At 44.8% G+C, this 22,392-nt stretch carries 19 protein-coding genes and 5 tRNA genes; 18 read left to right on the forward strand and 6 right to left on the reverse strand.

What is annotated here, in order from left to right:
• Window positions 1–55: 55 nt before the first annotated feature.
• From KCTCHS21_RS06275 to KCTCHS21_RS06285, 3 genes are all read left to right on the forward strand, one after another.
• On the forward strand, window positions 56–2,236 hold the full coding sequence (locus KCTCHS21_RS06275; protein WP_130605979.1) for a Tex family protein: 2,181 nt from the start codon (window positions 56–58) through the stop codon (window positions 2,234–2,236).
• Between the two features lie 132 nt (window positions 2,237–2,368).
• Complete coding sequence (locus KCTCHS21_RS06280; RefSeq protein ID WP_130605981.1) at window positions 2,369–2,836, forward strand: RrF2 family transcriptional regulator; 468 nt, start codon at window positions 2,369–2,371, stop codon at window positions 2,834–2,836.
• Window positions 2,837–3,019: 183 nt separating this feature from the next.
• Window positions 3,020–3,670, forward strand: a complete 651-nt coding sequence (locus KCTCHS21_RS06285; protein WP_130605983.1) for a nitroreductase family protein — start codon at window positions 3,020–3,022, stop codon at window positions 3,668–3,670.
• A 98-nt stretch (window positions 3,671–3,768) separates the two neighbouring features.
• On the opposite strand, the gene cmpA is transcribed toward KCTCHS21_RS06285, so the two are convergent.
• Both cmpA and KCTCHS21_RS06295 read right to left on the reverse strand, forming a co-directional pair.
• Entirely contained in the window at window positions 3,769–3,909 is a 141-nt protein-coding gene (gene cmpA, locus KCTCHS21_RS06290; RefSeq protein ID WP_130605985.1) for a cortex morphogenetic protein CmpA, read from the reverse strand.
• Between the two features lie 87 nt (window positions 3,910–3,996).
• Complete coding sequence (locus KCTCHS21_RS06295) at window positions 3,997–4,353, reverse strand: hydrolase/acyltransferase (protein WP_130605987.1); 357 nt, start codon at window positions 4,351–4,353, stop codon at window positions 3,997–3,999.
• 123 nt (window positions 4,354–4,476) lie between these two features.
• Between KCTCHS21_RS06295 and KCTCHS21_RS06300 the strand changes: the two genes are divergently transcribed.
• Window positions 4,477–4,968 carry a SprT family protein gene (locus KCTCHS21_RS06300; RefSeq protein WP_130605989.1) on the forward strand — a complete coding sequence of 164 codons (492 nt, stop codon included), beginning with the start codon at window positions 4,477–4,479 and terminating at the stop codon, window positions 4,966–4,968.
• Here the strand turns inward: KCTCHS21_RS06300 and KCTCHS21_RS06305 are convergent.
• The gene (locus KCTCHS21_RS06305) at window positions 4,957–6,348 is read right to left on the reverse strand and encodes an MFS transporter (protein ID WP_130605991.1); all 1,392 of its coding nucleotides are present in this window, start codon (window positions 6,346–6,348) and stop codon (window positions 4,957–4,959) included. The genes KCTCHS21_RS06300 and KCTCHS21_RS06305 overlap by 12 nt on opposite strands.
• A gap of 62 nt (window positions 6,349–6,410) precedes the next feature.
• Window positions 6,411–6,938, reverse strand: a complete 528-nt coding sequence (locus KCTCHS21_RS06310) for a TetR/AcrR family transcriptional regulator (RefSeq protein ID WP_130605993.1) — start codon at window positions 6,936–6,938, stop codon at window positions 6,411–6,413.
• Between the two features lie 229 nt (window positions 6,939–7,167).
• Here KCTCHS21_RS06310 and KCTCHS21_RS06315 point away from each other — a divergent pair.
• The 6 genes from KCTCHS21_RS06315 to KCTCHS21_RS06340 all read left to right on the forward strand — a co-directional run bounded on the left by KCTCHS21_RS06315 (window position 7,168) and on the right by KCTCHS21_RS06340 (window position 9,590).
• Window positions 7,168–7,243 (forward strand) — tRNA-Asn (locus KCTCHS21_RS06315).
• A gap of 1 nt (window position 7,244) precedes the next feature.
• Window positions 7,245–7,335, forward strand: a tRNA-Ser gene (locus KCTCHS21_RS06320).
• An 891-nt stretch (window positions 7,336–8,226) separates the two neighbouring features.
• A tRNA-Glu gene (locus tag KCTCHS21_RS06325) sits at window positions 8,227–8,301 on the forward strand.
• A gap of 5 nt (window positions 8,302–8,306) precedes the next feature.
• Window positions 8,307–8,382: transfer RNA gene (locus KCTCHS21_RS06330), tRNA-Lys, on the forward strand.
• A gap of 53 nt (window positions 8,383–8,435) precedes the next feature.
• Window positions 8,436–8,520: transfer RNA gene (locus KCTCHS21_RS06335), tRNA-Leu, on the forward strand.
• Window positions 8,521–9,020: 500 nt separating this feature from the next.
• Window positions 9,021–9,590, forward strand: coding sequence for a hypothetical protein (locus tag KCTCHS21_RS06340; protein ID WP_130605995.1), 570 nt, complete (start codon window positions 9,021–9,023; stop codon window positions 9,588–9,590).
• A gap of 474 nt (window positions 9,591–10,064) precedes the next feature.
• On the opposite strand, the gene KCTCHS21_RS06345 is transcribed toward KCTCHS21_RS06340, so the two are convergent.
• Together KCTCHS21_RS06345 and hutH are read right to left on the reverse strand one after the other, a co-directional pair.
• Window positions 10,065–10,853, reverse strand: coding sequence for an IclR family transcriptional regulator (locus KCTCHS21_RS06345; RefSeq protein WP_130605998.1), 789 nt, complete (start codon window positions 10,851–10,853; stop codon window positions 10,065–10,067).
• Between the two features lie 40 nt (window positions 10,854–10,893).
• A complete protein-coding gene (hutH, locus tag KCTCHS21_RS06350) occupies window positions 10,894–12,507 on the reverse strand; it encodes a histidine ammonia-lyase (RefSeq protein ID WP_130606000.1) in 1,614 nt (537 codons plus the stop codon).
• Window positions 12,508–12,784: 277 nt separating this feature from the next.
• On the opposite strand from hutH, the gene KCTCHS21_RS06355 reads away from it, so the two are divergent.
• The 8 genes from KCTCHS21_RS06355 to KCTCHS21_RS06390 all read left to right on the forward strand — a co-directional run bounded on the left by KCTCHS21_RS06355 (window position 12,785) and on the right by KCTCHS21_RS06390 (window position 22,378).
• Window positions 12,785–13,567, forward strand: a complete 783-nt coding sequence (locus tag KCTCHS21_RS06355; RefSeq protein WP_130606002.1) for an amino acid ABC transporter substrate-binding protein — start codon at window positions 12,785–12,787, stop codon at window positions 13,565–13,567.
• Between the two features lie 13 nt (window positions 13,568–13,580).
• Window positions 13,581–14,258, forward strand: a complete 678-nt coding sequence (locus tag KCTCHS21_RS06360; RefSeq protein ID WP_130606004.1) for an amino acid ABC transporter permease — start codon at window positions 13,581–13,583, stop codon at window positions 14,256–14,258.
• 12 nt (window positions 14,259–14,270) lie between these two features.
• A complete protein-coding gene (locus tag KCTCHS21_RS06365; RefSeq protein ID WP_130606006.1) occupies window positions 14,271–15,014 on the forward strand; it encodes an amino acid ABC transporter ATP-binding protein in 744 nt (247 codons plus the stop codon).
• Between the two features lie 330 nt (window positions 15,015–15,344).
• Entirely contained in the window at window positions 15,345–16,268 is a 924-nt protein-coding gene (locus KCTCHS21_RS06370) for an ABC transporter permease (protein ID WP_232058103.1), read from the forward strand.
• 15 nt (window positions 16,269–16,283) lie between these two features.
• Complete coding sequence (locus tag KCTCHS21_RS06375; protein ID WP_130606008.1) at window positions 16,284–17,219, forward strand: carbohydrate ABC transporter permease; 936 nt, start codon at window positions 16,284–16,286, stop codon at window positions 17,217–17,219.
• 125 nt (window positions 17,220–17,344) lie between these two features.
• Window positions 17,345–18,895: an ABC transporter substrate-binding protein gene (locus KCTCHS21_RS06380; protein WP_130606010.1), complete on the forward strand. Its 1,551-nt coding sequence runs from the start codon at window positions 17,345–17,347 to the stop codon at window positions 18,893–18,895.
• Between the two features lie 116 nt (window positions 18,896–19,011).
• Entirely contained in the window at window positions 19,012–20,772 is a 1,761-nt protein-coding gene (locus KCTCHS21_RS06385) for a sensor histidine kinase (protein ID WP_130606012.1), read from the forward strand.
• Window positions 20,765–22,378, forward strand: a complete 1,614-nt coding sequence (locus KCTCHS21_RS06390) for a response regulator transcription factor (RefSeq protein WP_162309286.1) — start codon at window positions 20,765–20,767, stop codon at window positions 22,376–22,378. The genes KCTCHS21_RS06385 and KCTCHS21_RS06390 overlap by 8 nt, the downstream gene beginning before the upstream one ends.
• The last annotated feature ends 14 nt before the right edge of the window (window positions 22,379–22,392 follow it).

Raw genomic sequence — 22,392 nt, forward strand, 5'->3', positions numbered from 1 at the left:
TGACTAAGAACGACATAATAATAGAATGTAAATCATTGGCGGGAGGCACTATTTAATGAGCGTTGGCAATGAGACGACAGTAGTGAACGTGCAAGAAAGAATGATTAAGCAAATTGCGGGAGAGCTTGGCATCGGCTTAGGGCAAGTTCGTACCGTGGCGTCTTTATTGGACGACGGGAACACGATTCCTTTTATCGCTAGATACCGTAAAGAAATGACAGGTGAGCTAGACGAGGTGCAGCTGCGTGCCATAGACGATCGTCGTACTTATCTGAAGGGTCTTGAAGATCGCAAGGGAGAGGTTATTAGGCTCATTGATGAGCAGGGTAAGCTTACTCCTGAGCTGCAAGCGGCTATTGAGAAGGCGGTCAAATTGCAGGAAGTAGAGGATCTGTACCGGCCCTATCGGCAAAAGCGGAAAACGAGGGCGAGCGTCGCCAAGGAGCGGGGCTTGGAGCCTTTATCCATATGGCTGTTATCCCAGCCTAGGCAAGGGGATTTATTAGGGGAAGCGGCTAAGTATGTCAACGCAGATAAGGGCGTCAATACGCCTGAGGAAGCGGTTCAGGGTGCATCGGATATCGTGGCTGAAGGGCTAGCAGACGATGCGGATATTCGCCGTTGGGTGCGCCGGTTTACATGGGATCAGGGCGTGCTGTATAGCAAAGCGAAGGATGCAGAAGCGGAAACTGTGTATGAGATGTATTACAAATATTCTGAACCGATCAAACGGCTACCTCCGCACCGCGTTCTAGCGATGAACCGGGGCGAACGTGAAGAGGTGCTGGGTGTTTCTATTGATGTGCCTATAGAACGGATTGTCGAAGAGCTTAATCGGAGAACGATTAAGGGACCTTCAGTGACACGAGATACATTAGCAGTCGTTACTGAGGATGCTTATAAGCGTCTAATCTCGCCATCTATCGAACGAGAGCTAAGGGGCGAGCTGACAGAGAAAGCTGAGGAGCATGCTATCGGGATTTTTTCCGAAAACCTACGTAATCTCCTGCTTCAAGCGCCTGTGAAGGGGCGGGTTGTTCTTGGTGTCGATCCCGCGTACCGGACGGGCTGTAAGCTAGCTGTCGTTGATGATACGGGCAAGCTATTGGAGGTCGCTGTTACTTATCCGACCCCACCTCATAATAAGAAAGCCGAGGCGGAGGTTGTTTTCCGTCGATTAATTAATCAATATGGCATTCAATTGATTGTTATCGGCAATGGCACGGGCTCGCGTGAGACGGAGCAGTTCGTTGTAGGCATCATTCATAGTACGCCTGAGCACAAGCTGCAATATTTAATCGTGAATGAAGCGGGTGCGAGTGTTTATTCGGCTTCCAAGCTTGCAGCTGAGGAATTCCCTGACCTGGATGTATCCGAGCGCAGCGCGGTCTCAATCGCCCGCCGCTTGCAGGACCCGCTAGCTGAGCTGGTCAAGATTGAACCAAAGGCGATCGGTGTCGGTCAATATCAGCACGACGTCACGCAGAAGAGGCTGGACGAGAGCTTGTCTGGTGTTGTAGAATCCGCGGTTAACCATGTTGGAGTGGATGTGAATACGGCTTCTCCATCCCTTCTCTCTTATGTATCGGGAATCAGTGCGACAATGGCTAAAAATATCGTAAAGCTTCGTGAGGAAAACGGAAAATTCGTGGAGCGCTCACAAATCCAGAAGGTTCCGCGGCTTGGAGCTAAAACATATGAGCAATGTGCAGGGTTTCTACGTATTTCTGATGGTAAAAACCCACTGGACCAAACCCCTATTCATCCCGAGTCTTATGGGATTGTCGGGCGTCTCTTTAAGGATTTAGGGCTTAAGCTGACTGACATCGGAACCGATACGCTGAAGGAAAAGCTGAAGGATATCCAACTGCAGGAAATATCCGAGCGGCTCGAAGTTGGTGTTCCTACACTTCGTGATATCGTAGATAGCTTGCAGCGTCCTGGACGTGATCCGCGTGATGAGCTATCGCCGCCTATTTTCCATACGGATGTGCTCGATATTGAAGATCTTAAGCCGGGCATGGAGCTCAAGGGTACCGTTCGGAATGTTGTAGACTTCGGCGCATTCGTCGATATTGGCATTAAGAACGACGGACTCGTACACATTTCCCAGATAAGCAATAAATTCGTTAAGCATCCTACTGAAGTCGTCGCAGTCGGCGATACGGTGACAGTATGGGTACTCGGCTCAGATTTGAAAAAAGGACGAGTCAGCTTAACGATGCGCCAGCCTTAAACGATAGATATGATGAGCCCGGACGGCCTTGCCGCTTCGGGCTTTTCTGTGAATTTTTATGAAAGGGCTTAAAGTATTCCTTGCCCTATCGTAACGACTTCGATACAATTTAAAGCAACTGGAGGTGATAAAATGAATTCTGAGAAATGCGTTGGATCCCATCATCCCAAATGGTTTGGATTAGCGCTGCAGGCACTTGTCATTTTATCTAAGGACAGTGTGAAGACTTGCCCAAGCGCAGAATTGGCTGTATATATTCAATCCGAGGCGACGCTGCTACGGAGGATTCTTGCAACGCTCGTTAAGGGTGGTATTCTAGATACACGCGAAGGTCGTGAGGGTGGATATCGTTTGAGAAGAGATCCCTACTCCATTTCGTTGGCGGAAGTATATTCCGTTTTACAGGTAAGTGATCCACTCTGTTTCGGTATTAAAGAAACGACGGGTACTCATTCCTTTGGGCTGGAAATGAAGGAGATTTTCTGCGAGCTTACTACGGAAATGGACCGTTCTTTAATCAAGCTGCTTGAGCGCTATACGGTTGGACAAATCGCTGAACGTGCGAACGGCTACCGGGCAAGCTCGTTGGCTGGTACGTGAGATTGGGTAGTTGACTTTTCATTTTACTCGTCATATACTGTGCGATATATACAACAGTTAAATTTGTTTTTTATTTGCAGTGTACTGTGCAAAATATATAACAGTTAAATTTGTTTCTTATTTGAGGTATACTGTGCAAAATTCACCTCAGTTAAAAAAGTTAAAAATAATGGAGGAATTCAAATGTCAGCTACTCAAGCCTCGCAGAACGCCGTTTTCTCTTCAGTTATTCGTGAACGCCGGTCCGTAAGAGCGTACGATCCCACTTTTAAAATTTCTAAGGAAGATTTGACTGAGCTTCTAGAGGAAGCGGTATTAGCTCCGTCTTCGTCTAATGTTCAGCCTTGGAGATTCCTTGTTATTGATTCACAGCCGCTTAAGGAAAAGCTGCTCCCGATTGCAAATAATCAAAAGCAAATTGTTGAGGCATCAGCCATTATTGCGGTTCTTGGAGATTTAGAGGGCTATAAGAACGTGGAAAAGATCTATAATCGGACTTATGAGGCTGGATATATGCCAGAAGCAATGAGGGATAGTTTTATTGCTGGCACGGTAAAGATGTATTCTTCGCTTCCACCCGAGGTTGCAAGCAGAATCGTATATACAGACGGTGGTCTTGTGTCTATGCAGTTAATGCTAGCTGCCAAAGCGAGAGGATATGATACGGTTCCAATGGGAGGGTACAACAAGGATCAATTCGTAGAAGCCTTCGGAATTGGAGAGCGTTACGTTCCTATTATGCTTATCGCAGTAGGTAAAGCAGCGCAAGAAGGACGTCCTACTGTTCGCTTGGCCGTAGACGAGGTAGCAAGCTGGAATGAATTTAATTTCTAAGACATCCGTTAATGGAAATATGTAAAAGGGATCTTCACATCCTGCCAGGTGGCGGGGTGGAAGATCCCTTTTTGCTTGCTTGTGCTGAATTGGAACGTTCAAGGAATAATCCCTAACGTATCTTTGGCTTTCTCGGGTTTGGCACGGTAATAAAACCAGCAATCGTTCAATAGACGAATTTGCCGTTGATCCTTTTTCTGAAATGCGGACATTAATTGGTTGCAAAGCCATTGTGGCATCGGAATCGTCCTCCTCCCATCACATGCTGTATGAATAGCATATGGGGTTAGGCGGATGACCGTGCAGGTCCGAGAGAGGAATGGTTGCTACAGCATATCCTCATCTTCGTACCATTGCTCTAATTGTGCCTGCAGAGCACGTATTTCGGTCAGAAGTGAAATAAGCGGATAAGAATCTTCACGTATTGCTGCGAAGGTTTGCTCCAATTCGTTCACGTAATGTAAGCCGCCGATTGGAGATTGATTCTCGTCTAGAAGATCCAAGCTGCGAAATTCTGCAATCGCTCTTGGAAGCTGCGGCACATTATCCGCCGTTAATTTGGTTAATTCTTTATGAAGGCGAAAGTTCAAAGCGCTTAGTTGATAAGCGTGGGAAGCAGGCATTTCTACAAATTGAAGATCACCTTGCTCCTTTTGTAGCAAAATATAAGACATTTCGGGCATAGTAAGCGGTCTCCCCTCAACCATTTCTACTTGACAGTGTAGCCCAATCTCAGTCTACAATTCAAGTAGGCCAAGCTGATCTCATTTTAGAAATATTAAGACTAGGCTCGGGGAGGACATAATATGGAAGATCAGGAGCTTCAGCATTGGATTGAAAGGGTCTCATTGACCTACTTCGGACGACCATTCCTACATCAAGCATCGTTTAATCCACGGCTTAGAACGACTGGTGGGCGTTATTTTACGAAAAGTCACAATATAGAGATCAGTCCGCATCAGCTGGCAGTTAATGGGCCCGAAGAGACGGAAGCGATCATTAAGCACGAGCTCTGCCATTATCATCTGCATTTGCAGAAAAGGGGCTATCAGCATCGTGATGCCGACTTCAAGCAATTGCTCGTTGCAGTTGGTGCCACACGGCATTGTAAGGCGTTGCCTGGCGTGGCTAGACGGCTTCCGATTAAATATTTACTCGTATGCCAGTCCTGTGGAATGAACTACCCTCGCAAGCGCCGCACAGACCCTCGTAAGTACGCATGCGGTCGCTGCAAAGGGAAGCTTAAGCTATTTCATGCTCAGGTGGAGCCGTCGGATAGTGCGGGATCAAGCAGCTAAGGCTGTTTTGCTTCTTCTTTTTACGAAAATCGCAATAGCAAGGAATGAAATAGCCATCATGAGTGCGCCGACCGCTAGGCTAGGTACAACGTGTTTGGCAAAATCATGTGGTGACGAAATGACTGCCCCGGATTGGAAAATCAAGCCGCATATGGCGATGCCGAATACGCCGCCTAGCTCTCTTGTGGCATTGCCTATACCGACGGCTTCTCCAGTTGCATCCTCAGGGACGGAGGAAATGAGTCCGTGTGATAGCGGGGTAAAGCTTAGTCCCATCCCTGTACCTGCTAGCATCATTGGTCCAAGCATTTCGATGAATGGGAAGTCGAAGCCTTTCGCTTGAATAAGCAAGGCAAACCAGGTGAGGGCGATAGCTTGGAAGAGCAGTCCGCTAAGCAGTACGTTACGGTTACCTAAGCGGCTGATGGCTAACCCGGCTAGTGGGGCCGCAATCATGGTCATCGTTGTCCAAGCCATTTCTCGTACTCCGGCTCCGAGAGGTGTATTCCCTTGGGCTTGCTGGAGAAACAAGGTTAATAGGAAAATAGCACCGAACACGCCCGCGTTCATCCAAAAGCCAGCGAAAACATAGAAGGTATATTCTTTGCGGCGGAACAAATCGAAGCGCACGAGAGGATTTTTCCGCTTTCTCTCCCAGAAGTAAAATAGGAGCAGCAGCAAGCCACCGGCAGCCATAGATGCAACGACTGTTGTAGAGCCCCATCCCTCCGAATTTCCGCGCTCCAAGCCGAAGATAATGCCGAACAAACCCGTAGTTAGCAGTAGGATGCCTAATGGATCCAGCGGCTTACGGATACCGCGCGATTCCTCTAGCCATTTTAACCCTAAAACGAATGCAATTACGCCCACAGGCACATTAACATAGAAAATCATTTGCCATGGAGCGCCTTCCATAATCAACCCTCCAACTAACGGACCTACACTTAGCCCCAGACCGGAAATTCCGGACCATAATCCGATGGCTGCTGCCCTTTTTTCAGGAGGGAATGCGGAATTGACCAGTGTAAGGCTAAGTGGCACAATTGCGGCTCCTCCAACGCCTTGCAGAGCCCTGGAAAGGATCAAACCAATAGACGTGTCGCTGAGACCCGAGAGTAAGGAGCCAAGCGTGAAGACAACAACACCAGCTAGAAAAACCTTCTTCCGACCGATAGAGTCTCCTAGCACACTGAAAGGGATTAAGAGTACGGCAAAGGCCAAGGTGTAGGAATTCATGAACCATTCCAAGTCAGTCAAGGTTGCCCCAAGGTCCTTCTGAATAGAAGGGAGCGCCACTCCAAGCACCAAATTATCAAGCATGGCCATGAAGAGGGCGATACAGGTAACGAATAGTAAACGTACGCGAGCGGGTGTAAACATTTTATCTCTCCTCTATTTTATTTATTGATAAATAAATGATTGCTAGAGTGAAACCCCAAAAATTAATCGGGGTCACGCCACGGGGACAATTTAGGCATTTCTAATACTTCAGAGAGTGTAATGATGAGTCCGCAGGAAATAAACAAACTGGCCTCACGGCTTGCATCTGGTACTCCCGCATTCTCAAACCGTTCTTTTATTCTTTCGTAGATATTAGAGTATGTTTGCTTCGCAAATTCTCGTACTCCGGGCTCGGGTGTTGTGAAGCACTGCATGAGCAGCAGCATCTCGTTCCTATGGGATTCGAGTAGATTGTTGAAAGCTTCGCCCATTAGGTGGGTTAATTGCTCAGGGGGGCCTTCAATAGAAGCGAATGCTGTCTGAATTCGTTCAGTGGCACGATCCAATACGGCGATATATAGTTGTTCTTTAGTCTTGAAGAAATGAAAGACATAAGGCTGGGTTACTCCAATGGCTTCCGCGACATGCGCGGTCGTGGTTTTGTAATAGCCTTGAGAGGCGAACAAGACTGCCGCGCTTTGTAGGATTTGTTCTTTCCGGCTTGCTACGATTTCCTCCTTGGGGCTCATGGGTCATCTACTCCTTTTTTAGTTTTTAAGTGAAGGGTGGGTTGAGGATTATTTATTAATCAATAAATAACATTTAAAGGGAGGGGAAGTCAATGGGGCATCATCATATTTCTCATACATACTGAGATCAAAAACACGTATTAAAAAAGATTGAAAAAAATATTGCGCAAATGCTTGACTTCATTTCTGAATCGTGATAAATTATTACTTGTCGCTTTTGAAAAAACATTCCCTGATAGCTCAGTTGGTAGAGCACTCGACTGTTAATCGAGTTGTCACAGGTTCGAGTCCTGTTCGGGGAGCCATGGGGAGATACCCAAGTGGCTATAAGGGGCTCCTCTGCTAAGGGAGTAGACGTGTCATGCGTGCGAGGGTTCGAATCCCTCTCTCCCCGCCATCCATGAATTCAATTAGACGACATAGAAAATGCTCGCTCAGCTCTGTGCTGACGGGCATTTTTTGATTTGTTTTGAGAAGGGCGCGTTCGCGGTCGCGGTGCGAAGGTTATGCTGGGGGCGGTGGTCGTGGAGCTGGGAGTGCGGTAGTGGACCGGGAGTGTGGCTTGGAGCTCGGAGTATGGTTGTGGAACTTGGGGTAAGATAGAGGACACCATGTACGATCGTGGAACTTGGAGTATGGTCTTGGAAGCCGGAGTATGGCGTGGACGCGAAGTACGGCCGTTGGAACCCGGAGTGTGGTCGTGGACCCGATGTACGATCGTGGAACCCGTAAGTATGGTCTTCGAACTTGGAGTACGGTCGCGGAACCCGGAGTACGGTCGTGTAACCATAAGTGCGATCGAAGCGCCCGAAGTGAGGTCTTGGAACGTGAAGTACGATGTATTTCATCCGTATTGGTTCAAAAGCAATGGGTGAAATGCAGAAGTACGATGTTAATAATCGCTATTGATGCATTTTTAGTGTGTGGGCAGTTGGTTTTCCTCTCAAGTAGAATGTTTTTCATCGTTGTTGATACATTTGATATTACTCAAGTACGCATTAGCGATGTTTTACATTGTAGTTGTTAACTACGTGCTTCGTGGAAATGTTGTCTGTGTGCTAATAAGTAGATTCCCATGGGAACGCCGCCGGAAATAAATGCTTAGGTATGACTATTTGGTATGAGAGGGGCATAAGTGGAGCATTGTAAGTAGCGTAGATTTAGAGTATTTAAGGTGTTTCGAAAATAATGCGAAAAAAATGCTTGCACTCATCATCGGATTCAGATATAATCATATTTGTCGTCTGAAACGGGTTGCCGCTTAAACGCGGTATCGCAGACCTAGATTGGCCCCTTGGTCAAGCGGTTAAGACACCTCCCTTTCACGGAGGTAACAGGGGTTCGAATCCCCTAGGGGTCACCACTTGCGAGCCATTAGCTCAGTTGGTAGAGCACCTGACTTTTAATCAGGGTGTCGAAGGTTCGAGTCCTTCATGGCTCACCATTATTTTCTCCAGTTGGCGTAAGTAAGCCGATATGGACAGCAACAACTCATGTGCGGTCGTGGTGGAACGGCAGACACGCTATCTTGAGGGGGTAGTGCCCAATGGGCGTGAGGGTTCAAATCCCTCCGACCGCACCATACCTCACAAACACAGGACTCTTACTTCGGTAAGGGTTCTTTTTTGTTTTTGTATTCCACATTTAAACCGAGGGACGGGCAGGATAGTTTAGTCACTTCGCGAATACTTCAAACATGGAAATTTGCGAGGTTCGTAAATAATAAGTTATGTGAAATCATCCAAGATATTATATCTTAAGGAAAAGCATACATGCCACCATATTTTTTAGTTTATTGTTCATTTCCGTATTCTTCACTTTCATCTAACGTTTGTATATGAAGTTTACAATACATGTTTTAAGCATTTTTCTTTTAAATCTGGATATTGGATATCAGAGAATAATACACTGGATGAGGCATTGCAGTAGCTATCAACCGGAATCAACCGGACACACCCGCACCACCTAACCGAATCGCGGCCAATCGCTACGCTCATTTAGAGTGGTGGGGTGTCGTGAATATCAGATACGTTAGCTGAATTAACCGAAATTACAACACAAACTTAAAAAGAAGGTGTAATAATGATGAAGTTTACTTATGAACTTCACAGTATCGGATGGGCTAATACCCACCTTCAAGTAGAAGATTCAGAAATATATATTGAACCTAGTTATCTTTCTGAACCATTAATTGATTTAGTTCAATCTGTTGAATCGTTAGTCCCAGAATGCGTTGAACCTGATGAAATGAAAAACATAGTCCAATTTGATTGGGATTCTGAACCGGCAATTCACAATTGGATAATAGAAAAAAGAGCAAATGGAATGATCCAAATTTCAATTGTTCTTTATAGAGATGGGATTAAGACATTGCCTGGGGAGATTGTCTTTGATAGAGAATGTTTGTTAGATGACTTTATAATTAACATAGTAGAATCAATGGAATTATTATTAAAGAAACACGGATTTATCGGATATCGTAAGCAGTGGAATCGTATGGACTTTCCGATAAGTAGCTATCTTCAATTGAAAAACTATTTAATGAACAGAAACAGATATCCAATAGTGATAAAGAATCAAGATGAGTGGAATGAATCAATTGAATCAAATCTAAGTGAGGAATTACAAATAATTGATATGAGCGTTGTATGAGCAATTCAAGGAGTCGGAGAGGCATTTACAGTTGCAGGTAGAAGATTCAGCCGGACACACCTGCACCACCCAACCGCATCACGGACAATCGGAAGGGTGGTGGGGCATGATAAATAACAAAAACTGTTCGTAAGACTTACATATGCCTTAATGTACTTAATGATTCACTCACCAGTAACATGCTGACTCTGATGCATTGTTCCATTGAATTTGTTATACCTGAATATTCATTTTCGATTGAGCACTAAAACAAAAGAAAATCCGCCATTTAGACGGATTGATCTGAGAAAAGACTATCAAGTTGGGTGACTGCAGTTGTTCTATTCCCTGAGGCGATCACTCAGCGGAAATTGCTCGTTCCCCGTAAGGGCGTGGGTTAAAGGGGTCTAATAAGAACCAATTATGATTACATAATAATTCATAACAAGTCGTCCCCATATTACCTGTAGCAAAAAAACAGCATATCTATCTTTTTTAACTTGTCCTTGGTACCAAAGAATAACCAAGAGCTACTGAAATTGTAGCGGCGGCTTTTTTAACGGCTTCTCCATATTGTTTGGTTATATCAGATGTGAAATCCTGAGTAAAACCTAGAATCGTAAGGCTCCCATTAATCCGGCCAAAGCGGTCAAATATGGGGGCGGCTACTGCACTGACGCCTTGATCCAATTCCTGGTGTGATTCGGAATATCCCACTCGACGGGTTATCTCAAGGTCATTTGTTAATTTATGGACATCAATAATTGCATTTTCGGAAGATGACTTCAATGATAGGGGATCCATATAACTATCTTGTTCCTGTTGTTCAAGAAATGCAAGAATCGCCTTACCGGAAGATCCCAAATGAATTGGGCTCAAACGACCGAGTAGATGCGTTACATGAACAGCTGCCGTACTGTCCACTTTATCGAGACACTTCACCTGGCGATTAGAAATGATAGATAAAGTAACCGTCTCCTTCACTTCAGAGGCCAGACGTTCTAATTCGCTGCGTGCAACTCGCTGAACATTCAATCTATCGGACAGGCGGTCCATAATAAATTGAAATATTTCCACACGTGCCTCATACTTTCCGTCAGGTAGCTGGGATACGAATCCCCGCCGCTGAAGCGTACGAAGAATACGGAAGGTGGTTGATTTATTGAAGCCGGAAGCAAGCGAGAGTTCAGCCACACCCCATGCTCCATCTCTTTCAACCAGTCGCATCATAACTTCCAATCCTCGATCCAGTGTTTGCAGTTGGTCTGTATCCATTCCCGACATAGATTCTACCTCATCATTTTTCCTCAGTATACAACATCAATTAAATTAATACTCCAATAGAAGCTTCAATTTTTTTCACGATCTCGCCGGATTCAGCAAGCTTAATAGCTCCTTTAGAAAGAAAAGGCATGTAAGTATCATTGTCTGTAAACGGAATGGCTTCCAATAACACATCATACGCAATTTGCGTGCCTGCCCCTAATTTGAAATCACCCAATACATCTCTTGTAATGTAGATGGCTCTTGATGCTAACAAATACTCTATGCCAATAATTTTGGGAAGATTATCAATGATTTGCTTCGTTTTCCTGCACGCCCAAGGAGCCATACTCACATGATCTTCCTGATTACTTTTGGTAGACAGTGTATCTACACTGGCAGGAAAGCATAGTGTTTTATTCTCGGAGGCGATCGCTGCAGCTGCACATGATATGACAGGGTATCCACAGTTTAAACCTGCAGGCTCCCCGGCAAGCATTGGAGGTAAGCCATAGTTTAAGGTTGAATCACATAACGCGAAAATCCTTCGTTCCGAAATGTTACCAATTTCCGCTAGGCTCATGGCCAAAATATCCATTGCAAATGCGATAGGTTCACCGTGAAAGTTCCCCCCGCTTAAGAAATCAAGCTCGCCTTGTTCATTCCAGAACACAAGCGGGTTATCCGTGGCCGCATTAATTTCTCTCTCCAGAATTTCTCTGACATAGTTTAAGTTATCTCTGCAAGCACCATGAACTTGTGGCACGCAACGAAGCGAATATAAATCTTGAACTCTCGGTTGATATTCTGGATGCAAGACATCATGTTTAAGATGTACTTTCCTTGCGTCTTCAGTGATCCGTTCACTATTTTGGACAATCCGTCTAACATTGCTGGCGCTGTCGATTTGCCCTTTTTGCCGTCTTACAAGATGGATTCTTTCATCAAAAGCACTCGGTTCTCCGCGCATAGCTTCAAGACTTAGTGAGGCAGAAGCCTCTGCTTCTTTAAGTAGCTTTGCAGCATCGGAGTAGTTGAGCACAGCCATCCCTGCAAACATTGTAGTTCCATTAATAAGCGCCAAAGCGTCTTTTGCTTTCAACTGAAAGTTAATGGGATGGATGCCGGCTCTTCTTAAAGCTTCAGGGGCAGGCAATATTTCACCTTCATAGTAGGCTTCGGCAGCATCAAACCCTATGAGAACAGATGCCATATGCGCCAATGGTGCTAAATCGCCACAAGCCCCAACAGAGCCTTGAATGGGGATTACGGGGTGTACACCTTTATTAAGCATCTCAACAAGCCTATCTACCACTTCAATTCTTAACCCCGAAACGCCCTGACAAAAAGCATTAATTCTTACTACCATGGTAGCTCTAACCACTTCTTCCGAAGCAGGCTCACCTACTCCACCGCAATGCGATAAGATAATGTTTTTTTGAAATAAATCATTATCCTCTACCGAAATGTTGAAATCCTTTAATTTTCCTACGCCCGTATTAAAACCATAGATAGGAGGTGCGTCACTCCTTATCCAATTTTTCTCGATGTATTCTCTAACTTTTATAATTTCATTTCTGCTAGATTCGGCTATTTGAACCGGTAATTTATATCTCGAAACATTAATAACATCCTCAATCGTTAGGTTCTCTCCATCCAAGATGACTTCGTTCATATTCAATCCAATCCCCCGTATCATCGAACCGTTTCTATAATAGAAACGATAGTTTCTTTATTCGGTCTATAAAATGAAGTCTAATAGACTGATGATCGCATGTCAATGTTTTTCTTATAGGCTTAGTCGGAATTAAAAAAAGGGGGCAATTTTAGTGTGAAAATTAACGCTTCATCTAATCAAACTAATCCAATAAATTATATTGGAATTAATATTGACGTGAAAAATTACGTGTGATAATATCGTGAACATTAAATAGATTTGTGGAGGAACAACGATGAAAAAGACAGGATTTTCTATTGCAGCACTAGTAATAATTGGGTCACTTATATTCACAGGTTGCAGTAAGAAAGAGACAAACTTACTGGAATCTATCAAAAAGAGCGGTGAAATACGGATAGGTACGGAAGGCACTTATGCGCCATTTACTTATCATGATAATGATGGGAAGCTCGTCGGTTTTGATGTGGAAATTGCCGAGGCGGTAGCGAAGAAATTAGGTGTAAAGGCTAAGTTTATTGAAACGAAATGGGACGGTATGTTTGCTGGGTTAGATGCCAAACGTTTCGATGCCGTAGTGAATGAAGTGAATATTAAAGAAGATCGCAAGGTAAAATACGATTTTTCGGATTCCTATATTGTTTCTAAAGCAGTCCTTATCGTTCATAAAGATAACGACAATATTAAACAATTTTCGGATTTAAAAGGAAAAAAAGCTGGAGAATCATTGACGAGTAATTTAGCAGATATTGCCAGAGAAAATGGGGCAACTATCGTGCAAACGGATGGATTTAACCAGGCTATTGATCTACTGACTAGCAAGCGAATTGATGCTACAATCAATGACGGTCTTTCTTTCTTGGATTTTACTAAGCAAAAACCAGATGCTCAAATCAAGGTAGTTGATGAGCTGGATAACGCTGCTCCAAGTGGTATTTTATTTAACAAGGGTAATCAAGATCTAGTCGATGCCGTGAATAAAGCTCTGGCAGATATTAAAGCAGATGGTACGTATTTAGAAATATCACAAAAATATTTTGGTGCTGATGTATCCAAATAAAGGATAAAAACCAATGAGTGATCAAGCGGAACGATTAATTAATATTTTTTGGGAATCATTTCTACCTCTGTTAAGAGCAGGGGTAGCTTTTACAATTCCATTGACTTTAATTTCCTTTTTTCTAGGCTTAGGTCTCGCTTTGTTAACAGCAATAGTTCGACTTTCTGAATGGAAATTGTTGAAAGCTTTAGCCAGATTTTATGTATGGGTGATTCGAGGAACGCCGCTAATCGTGCAATTATTTATTATTTTTTACGGATTACCAAGTTTAGGAATTACAATTGATGGTTTTCCAGCGGCCGTAATTGGTTTTACGCTTAGCGTAGGTGCATATGGTTCTGAAATTATTCGTGCAGCGATTCTTTCTATTGCTAAAGGGCAATGGGAGGCTGCATATTCCATGGGTATGACGAGATCTCAAGCGCTTCGTCGTATTATTTTACCGCAAGCAGCACGTGTTTCTGTTCCACCTCTTTCTAATTCTTTTATTAGCTTAATAAAAGATACTTCCTTGGCCTTTGTCATAACAGTGCCAGAAATGTTTGCAATATCTCAACAAATAACTGCTAAGTACTACGAGCCTTTGTTGCTCTATTGTGAAGTAGGCTTGATCTATTTAATTTTTAGCAGTGTGCTTTCTAGTTTTCAACGACGGTTGGAAAAACACTTTGACCGATATAATGCAAAATAGAGGGAGTAAGTGATGATAGAAATTGCCAAGCTGAGAAAAACGTTTGATAAGCTAGAAGTACTCAAAGGGATAAACCTAACTATTATAAGGGGCCAAGTCACTGTTATTATTGGTCCTTCTGGTTCAGGAAAAACAACCTTGCTTCGCAGCATGAATTTATTAGAGTACCCTACCGAAGGAACTATACAAATGGGTCCCACAACAATTGAGTTTAAAGAAAAATCAAAGCCAAAACTCAGTGATGTATTAGCTTTGCGTAAACAATCTGGGATGGTGTTTCAGTCCAATAACCTATTTCCACATATGACTGCTTTGGGTAATGTGATGGAAGCACAGGTTATCGTGCAGAAAAAATCAAAAGAAGCAGCCAGAGTCCGTGCATTAGAGCTCTTACAAAAGGTCGGTCTGAAAGAAAAGGCTAATGCGTTTCCGCACCAGCTATCCGGTGGACAGCAGCAGCGGGTTGGAATTGCGCGTGCTATGGCTACTGACCCACAGTTGCTCTTATTCGATGAACCAACATCAGCATTGGACCCAGAATTGATCGGCGAAGTATTAAAGGTAATTAAGGAGTTGGCCACAGAAGGAATTACTATGGTTATTGTGACTCATGAAATGAAGTTTGCCAGCGAGGTGGCGGATCGAGTCATCTTCATGGATGATGGCCGGATACTGGAGGATGGGACACCAGATCAAGTTTTTAATCATCCGACGAATGAGCGAACACGCCTATTTTTATCACACTTAAATCATTAAAATAGAGGTTATGAAAATGCTAAAGGACAGGAAGTAGGGAGTCATTATCAGGTCCGGGCGCGAGCTGCAATTTAATAAAAACACCTTCAGCGATGTACTATTTCGTAAGAGATAGCATCTTGAAGGTGTTTTTGCGTTTATTCTACCTCATCCCACCGAATCCCATCCCAAGATGCGGTATGTTTGTTCCATTTGGAACAGCATGCCGCATTTTCACGCGCATTAACATGTCACCAAAGTACAAATTCAGGTCACGCGTGCGGTGTGTTGAGGGCTACGTGGAGCTCTATGATAAGAACATACCAACTAGAAAGGGCGCGATTGACTAAGATGCCGAATTCGTCTATCTGGAAATCTTTTCGAAAATATAAGGTACTGCTGCTCATGCTGCTGCCGGGCTTTCTATACTTGCTGCTGAACAACTATTTGCCAATGTTCGGCGTGGTTATCGCGTTCAAGAACATTAACTATGCGCAAGGGATATGGGGAAGTGATTGGAACGGTTTCAAAAACTTTGAATTTCTGTTCCGAACGGAAGACGCTTATATCATTACGAGAAATACAATTCTGTACAATTTAACTTTCATTGTAATCAACTTAGTAGGCGCTGTAACGCTTGCCGTGCTTCTCAATGAAATCCGAGCCCGGTTGGCGGCTCGATTGTATCAGAGCTTGATCCTGTTGCCTTATTTATTCTCGACCGTCATCGTCGGTTATCTCGTTTATGCATTCCTGAGCGCGGATTTTGGTTTCCTGAATCATCGGGTGCTACCCCTATTCGGAATGGAGCCACTGGTCTGGTACAGCGAAGCAAAGGTATGGCCCTACATTCTCGTTATCGTGAACACATGGAAATCCGTCGGCTATTTGAGCATCATCTACTTGGCTGCAATTGTGGGACTCGAAAAGGAATACTACGAAGCATCCCGAATTGACGGCGCGAACAAGTGGCATCAGTTCTCGAGAATTACGATTCCCTTGATCTCTCCAGTCATTGTGATCATGACGCTCCTACAGGTCGGTCGTATTTTTAACTCCGATTTCGGTTTGTTTTACCAGGTCACGATGAATTCCGGTTCTATCTTGCGGACGACTAACGTTATCGATACTTACGTTTATCGCGCTTTGATTCAATTGGGGGATATCGGAATGTCGTCTGCTGCAGGTCTGTTCCAATCCGTTGTTGGATTCGTTTTAGTTTTATCCGTCAACCTGATCGTTCGTAAAATCAACAAGGACAACGCTTTGTTTTGATAGGAGAGAAACCTCATGCGGAATACCAGTGTCATTACGCCCAGCACCACGCAAACGGCAACACGTCAGCAGAAATTTTCCGTCTATCAATTGCTGTTGCACATTATTTTCATCATCACATCAATCCTTGTTATCATTCCAGTTATTCTTGTGCTTGCTGTGTCCTTTTCCGATGAGAATTCGATCTTTATTGAAGGGTACTCCTTTATTCCCAAAAAGTTCAGCATGGATGCCTATACCTATCTTTGGCAAGATAAAATGGCTATTCTTCATGCGTACGGCGTTTCGATATCGGTTACGGTCATCGGTGGAATCATAGGTCTTCTGCTTACGGCTTTGTTCGCCTACCCGATTTCCAGACGAGATTTCCCATTACGAAACGTATTCTCGTTTTATGTTTTCTTTACGATTTTGTTTGGAGGCGGCCTCGTTCCTTGGTACATGGTATTTACGAATATCATCGACGTCAAAGATTCCATGATTGCCCTGATTTTGCCGGGTCTGCTGATGAACGGCTTTAATGTCCTCATTATGCGTACCTTCTTTCAGAACATGGTTCCACCTTCCCTGATCGAATCGGCGACGATCGATGGTGCGGGCGAATTCCGGATTTGGTGGCAGATCATCATGCCGCTTTCCTTGCCCGTGTTAGCCACGATCGGTTTGTTCAGTACGCTAGGCTATTGGAATGACTGGTTCAACTCCCTGATTTTCGTCTCCGACGCTAAGTGGTATAGCTTGCAGTATGTCATGCAAAAGACGCTGCTCGACGTGCAGTTTCTATCACAGCATTCCAGTAGTGGAGGCACCTCTGCCCTATTAGCCGCCGTTCCGACAGAGACGGTCAGAATGGCGATGGCGATCATTGGAGCCGGTCCGGTTGTGCTTGCTTATCCGTTCTTTCAACGTTATCTGGTACAAGGTCTGACGATCGGCGCTGTGAAAGGCTAATACCGAATATGGCTTAACAGCTTGAGAGGGGGGATGCGGCAGAGTAGATGCAAGGGCGTATGGTGAATTTGAAAGTCGAATAGTGGAGATACGTGTTAAAATGATAACATTGGAGGGTCATATCCATGAAAAAGCAATTCGTCATCATTCTTAGTTTAGTCGTAATATTGGGTGTTATTTTATCAGGGTGCGGCGATTCGAAGAACAACAACGCTTCTAGTCCGGCAGCAAGTCCTGCGGAGTCATCAACTAGCCCGTCATCGTCCGAAGAGCCATCAGATTCGGTAAAGCTTGATCCTTATAAGCTGGTCATGGTTTATCCGGGAGGCAATCCTAAGGATCTTAAGCTCGTTGAAGAAGAGATGAGCAAATATTTAACAGAGAAAATTAATGCGACTATCGAACTGAAACCGATCGATTGGGGTGCATGGGCTGACAAATCGAATCTCATGTTCACATCCAACGATAAGTTTGACCTTATCTTTACGGCTGCCTGGTTGCAGTACAACTCCAACGTTGCGAAGGGCCAATTCCTGGAACTGGACAAGTTGATCGATCAGTACGGACAAGGCGCTAAGGAAACACTCGGGCCGGATTGGATCAAAGGTAGCCAGGTCAATGGGCATAACTACGGGCTTCCGACTTTGAAGGAGTTCGCAGGTGCTGCAGGGCTGCTCTTCCGCAAAGATCTAGTAGAGAAATATAATATAGATCTGAATGCGATCAATACGATGGACGATCTCACACCGATCTTCCAAACGATCAAGGACAAAGAGCCGGGTGTCACACCGCTAGTCCAATCGCTATCTCTTAACCTGCCAGGCTTGATTTCAGGCTATTCCCTTGATTATCTCGGCGATAGCTATGGGGTAGTTGATCCAGATAGTGGAGACCTGAAGGTTGTGAACATGTTCGAAACAAAGAAGTATACGGACGCAGTTCAACAGATGCGGAAATGGAACAAGGCTGGATTTATCAATAAAGATGCGTCTACGATTAAAGACGATCAGCTATACAACGTGATGAAGGCGGGTAAAGGATTCGCGTTTGCCGCATCCACCAAGCCAGGAAAGAATGCGGAAATGAGCACGCAGCTCGGTGTAGACCTGTTGCAAAAGGATTTGATCAAGCCTCAGACGACGACGAGCGAGGCATCGGGAGCGATGCTGGCGATCTCTCGGACATCCGGAAATCCGGAGCGTGCGATGATGTTCCTTAACTTGCTGTATACGGACCAATATTTGATTAATTTGCTCGACTTCGGTATCGAAGGTAAGCATTACGTGAAGAGCGCAGACAATGTTCTCGACTTCCCTGAAGGAGTTACAGCTCAAACGAGTGGTTACAATCCGGGTGCAGCTTGGATGTTTGGTAACCAATTAAATACGTACTTGTGGAGCAACGAGGACCCGAACAAATGGAATAAATTCAAGGAATTTAACGACAGCTCTACCAAATCACTGGCGCTTGGCTTCGTTTGGGATCCTACCAATGTCAAGAACGAAGTGGCGGCAGTCGCGAATGCAAGAACGGAATTTAGCGGGGCGATCCAGACAGGGACGATCGATCCGGACAAATTTTTGCCGCAGTTTAACCAGAAGCTGAAGGATGCGGGTCTTGATAAGATTATTGAAGAGAAGCAAAAGCAATTAGATGCATGGGCTCAAAATAAATAAGCGTGCCTCCTAATCGGTGCGGAAAGCGTGAATCCTCTATAGGTTCACGCTTTCCCCTTTTGCTTTTATAATGGAGTGGCTCGAAACGTTGGATAGGACAGGAGGAAGAGCTACCGGTGACCTTACGAATGAAAGTTATCCTTGGTTTTTGCGTCATGACGATTCCGCTTGTATGTTTTCTGATCTATACCAACTATTACTCTAGTAAGGTCGTCAGGGAGCAAGTCGCAAACTTCAACTCCGGTCTGCTGACGCTTTATGGGGATCAGATTGATCAGACGCTTGCGAACGACAATAGCTTCCTCTATAAGCTAGCCACGCAAGAGCCTCTCGTGCGTTCTTTGATCTACAATCTCAATAATGAGGATGAGTATTCGTTAACTCGGGCCGCTGTATCCAACAAATTATATACGGACGCGACTTATTACAATAGCTTTGATGTTTTATTTGCCTATGTCCCGAATAATCGGGATTTAATTGTGGCGCAGCTTTCCCAGAAAAGCTATGGGGAAGAGGTCCAGATTCAGAGCTTTCTAAGAGAGCTGTTTACCGATGACGGAAAAACGGAGAACCATGAGGCATATGACATCCGGTGGACGAATTGCCAGATTGGCGATGATCAATTTTTGTTACGAATCGTACGCACGGATACGAATACCTATATCGGGGCGTTGATTAAGAATAGCGATTTGATGCGGCCACTTCAAGTGATTTCAAAGGAACGTAATATTAACTCGTATTTCTTGCGAAACGACGGGCAATGGATTGATTCGGTGCTTCCTGATGCCTCGGATCAAGTAACAGCGGCGATCCGGAATGGTCGGAATGCTTATCAAACTGTCAAGGGGCATGAAAAATATTTGCTCGTTTACCACAGGATGAAGCTCTCCGATCTGGTACTTACAATAATGATTCCGGAAAATGAAATGCTTCAGCAGGTTCCATTGTTCCAACGGATTACCTATGTTATTCCTTTCGTAGCTGGAGCCTTGTTACTTATTTTTCTAATGTATTTACAGAAGCTAGTGATCAAGCCGATGCAGCATCTGATTAAAGGCATGAGGCAGATCGGTAAAGGGAATCTAGATGCCAGACTGTCTACCCGTGGCTCGCTCGAATTTACACTGATTGACGATACCTTCAACAACATGGTCTCACAAATCCAGGATCTGAAAATTCATGTTTATGAAGAGGAAATACGTTCGCACAAGGCAGAGCTCAAGCAGCTGCAATTGCAGCTAAATCCACATTTTTTATTTAATTCCCTCAATATTATTTATAATTTAGCGGAAACGAAGAAGTACGACCTCATCCAACAGATGTCCCGACATATGGTCAGTTATTTGCGTTTTTTCGCGCATCTCAGAGATAACCACATTACAGTTCAAGATGAAATGAATAATGTTGATCACTATATGCAGATTCAGAAGCTCCGCTTCCCGAAGCATCTGGAATACGAGTGGAGAGTAGAGGAGGCGGTCATGGCGTTTCCGATCCCTCCGTTATTAATCCAGCCGTTCGTCGAGAATGCTATTAAGCACGGATTCTCGACAAAGGACAACGTATTCCGGATCAACGTTCATGCGGGTGTTCGCTTGCAGCCGGATCGCGAGTGCGACTATTGCGAGATCAGGATAGAAGACAACGGACGGGGTCTGCCCTCTGAATTAACAGACAATCTGGCCGAACGGCTGGAGGATCGCACTTTTACGGATGAACATATCGGAATATGGAACGTATACAATCAGCTTAAGATGATGTATCGCGGCGAAGCCGAGATGGTATTCACCAATCTTGTACCACATGGAGCGCGCGTTACTATTCGGATTCCTATGTACAAAGACGATCGTGAAGGAGGCAAAGCTGTCGATGTTTAATCTGCTGATCGTGGACGATGAGATTTATGCTGTAGAAGGGCTAAAGTCGGGTGTGAATTGGGCGGGTGTCGGATTTACCGGAGTTTATGAAGCGTACAATATTAGGGATGCCCAGGACATACTTGTCAGCGTTCCGATCGATGTCGTCATTTGTGATATCGAGATGCCGGGAGGAGACGGCTTTGAGCTGATTGAATGGATTCGCCGCCACGATTCGGATATCGTAACGCTATTTCTGACGTGCCATGCCGACTTTCATTTCGCTCAGAGAGCGATCCAGCTTGGAACCCAGGATTATTTGCTTAAGCCAGTCGATTTTGCGGCGCTCGAGGAAACAGCACACAAAATCGTAGCCTCTATACAGCAAGAGTGGGATCGTAAGTCCGCCTATGATAAAGCGAATACGTTTTGGGAGTCGAAAAAACCGCTGCTTGTTGAACGTTTCTGGCAGGACGTGCTGGGATCGCGAATTCCGTCTGCTTCTGATCAGCTTCGGAAGGCAATCGCGGAATACGCAGTTCCGTTTGACCCTGACCGTATGGATGTATTGCCGATTCTGATCAGTGTCGAGCAATGGATGCAGGCATTTAATGAGCGGGATGAAGAGCTAATGGAATACGCGATCCGTAAAGTAGCAGAAGAGATTCTGTTAGTTGACGGTGCGGGCTGCGCCGTTCAGGAGCGCAATGGAGCTAATGTTGCATTCGTATACTTCGACAAGGCTGCTACACCGGATCCGAATGAGTGGGTCAGAAGATGTGAGGAATTTCTGCTATATTGCGAGCGTCATTTTTATTGCAAATCTTCCTGCTATATTGGTCAGAAGTCGGCTATAGAACGTACGAAGTCAAATTACGAAGCGTTATTGAAGCTGGAGTTCGATAATATTTCGAAATCGCGTTCGGTGCATTTACATAAGCCGGAGCGGGAAGAGGTCAATCGGCTACGGACCTTTGATTTGTCGGAATGGCCTGGACTGATCGAGCAAGGGGCGGAAGCTGCTTTGCGCGAGCGAATTGTTCAATCGCTGGCGATTCTAAAGATTGAAGGGGGTAACGCTGAAGCGTTGCTCATTTATTACCACAGCGTTCTTCAGGCGATCTATTCGGTACTGCACAAGCGAGGGAAAAGCGTGCAGGAGGTATTCGCTGAGGCGGAAGCTCTTGAGCCCGCATTCGTACCGAAAACGATCAGCCAAATTGAGCAGTGGAGTATACGAGTAACAGGGGCAGTCAGCCGTTACGTGAAGAAGGATGAAGATTCAATCGTGCAGAGGGTGAAAGAGTATGTGATTGCCCATTTGGACGATCGCATCGAGCGGATGGAGCTTGCTGATTTGGTACACTTAAACCCGGCATATTTATCAAGGCTGTTCAAGAAGGAGACGGGAGAGTCGCTCACCGAATTTATTCAGTCTGAGAAAATGAAGCTGACCAAGCAGCTACTACGCGGTAGCGACAAGCCGATCAGCGAAATCGCACAAGTGGCGGGTTATAGCAATATGTCATACTTTTCGAAAGCGTTCAAAAAAATGTATGATATGAGCCCCTTGGCTTTTCGGAAAGGTTCCCCATCTAGAGAGGGGAGGAGAGGGGAATGGAAATAAAGCAAGAAATGGCG

Origin of the sequence: Cohnella abietis (genome assembly GCF_004295585.1) — a bacterium.
Lineage (GTDB): Bacteria > Bacillota > Bacilli > Paenibacillales > Paenibacillaceae > Cohnella > Cohnella abietis.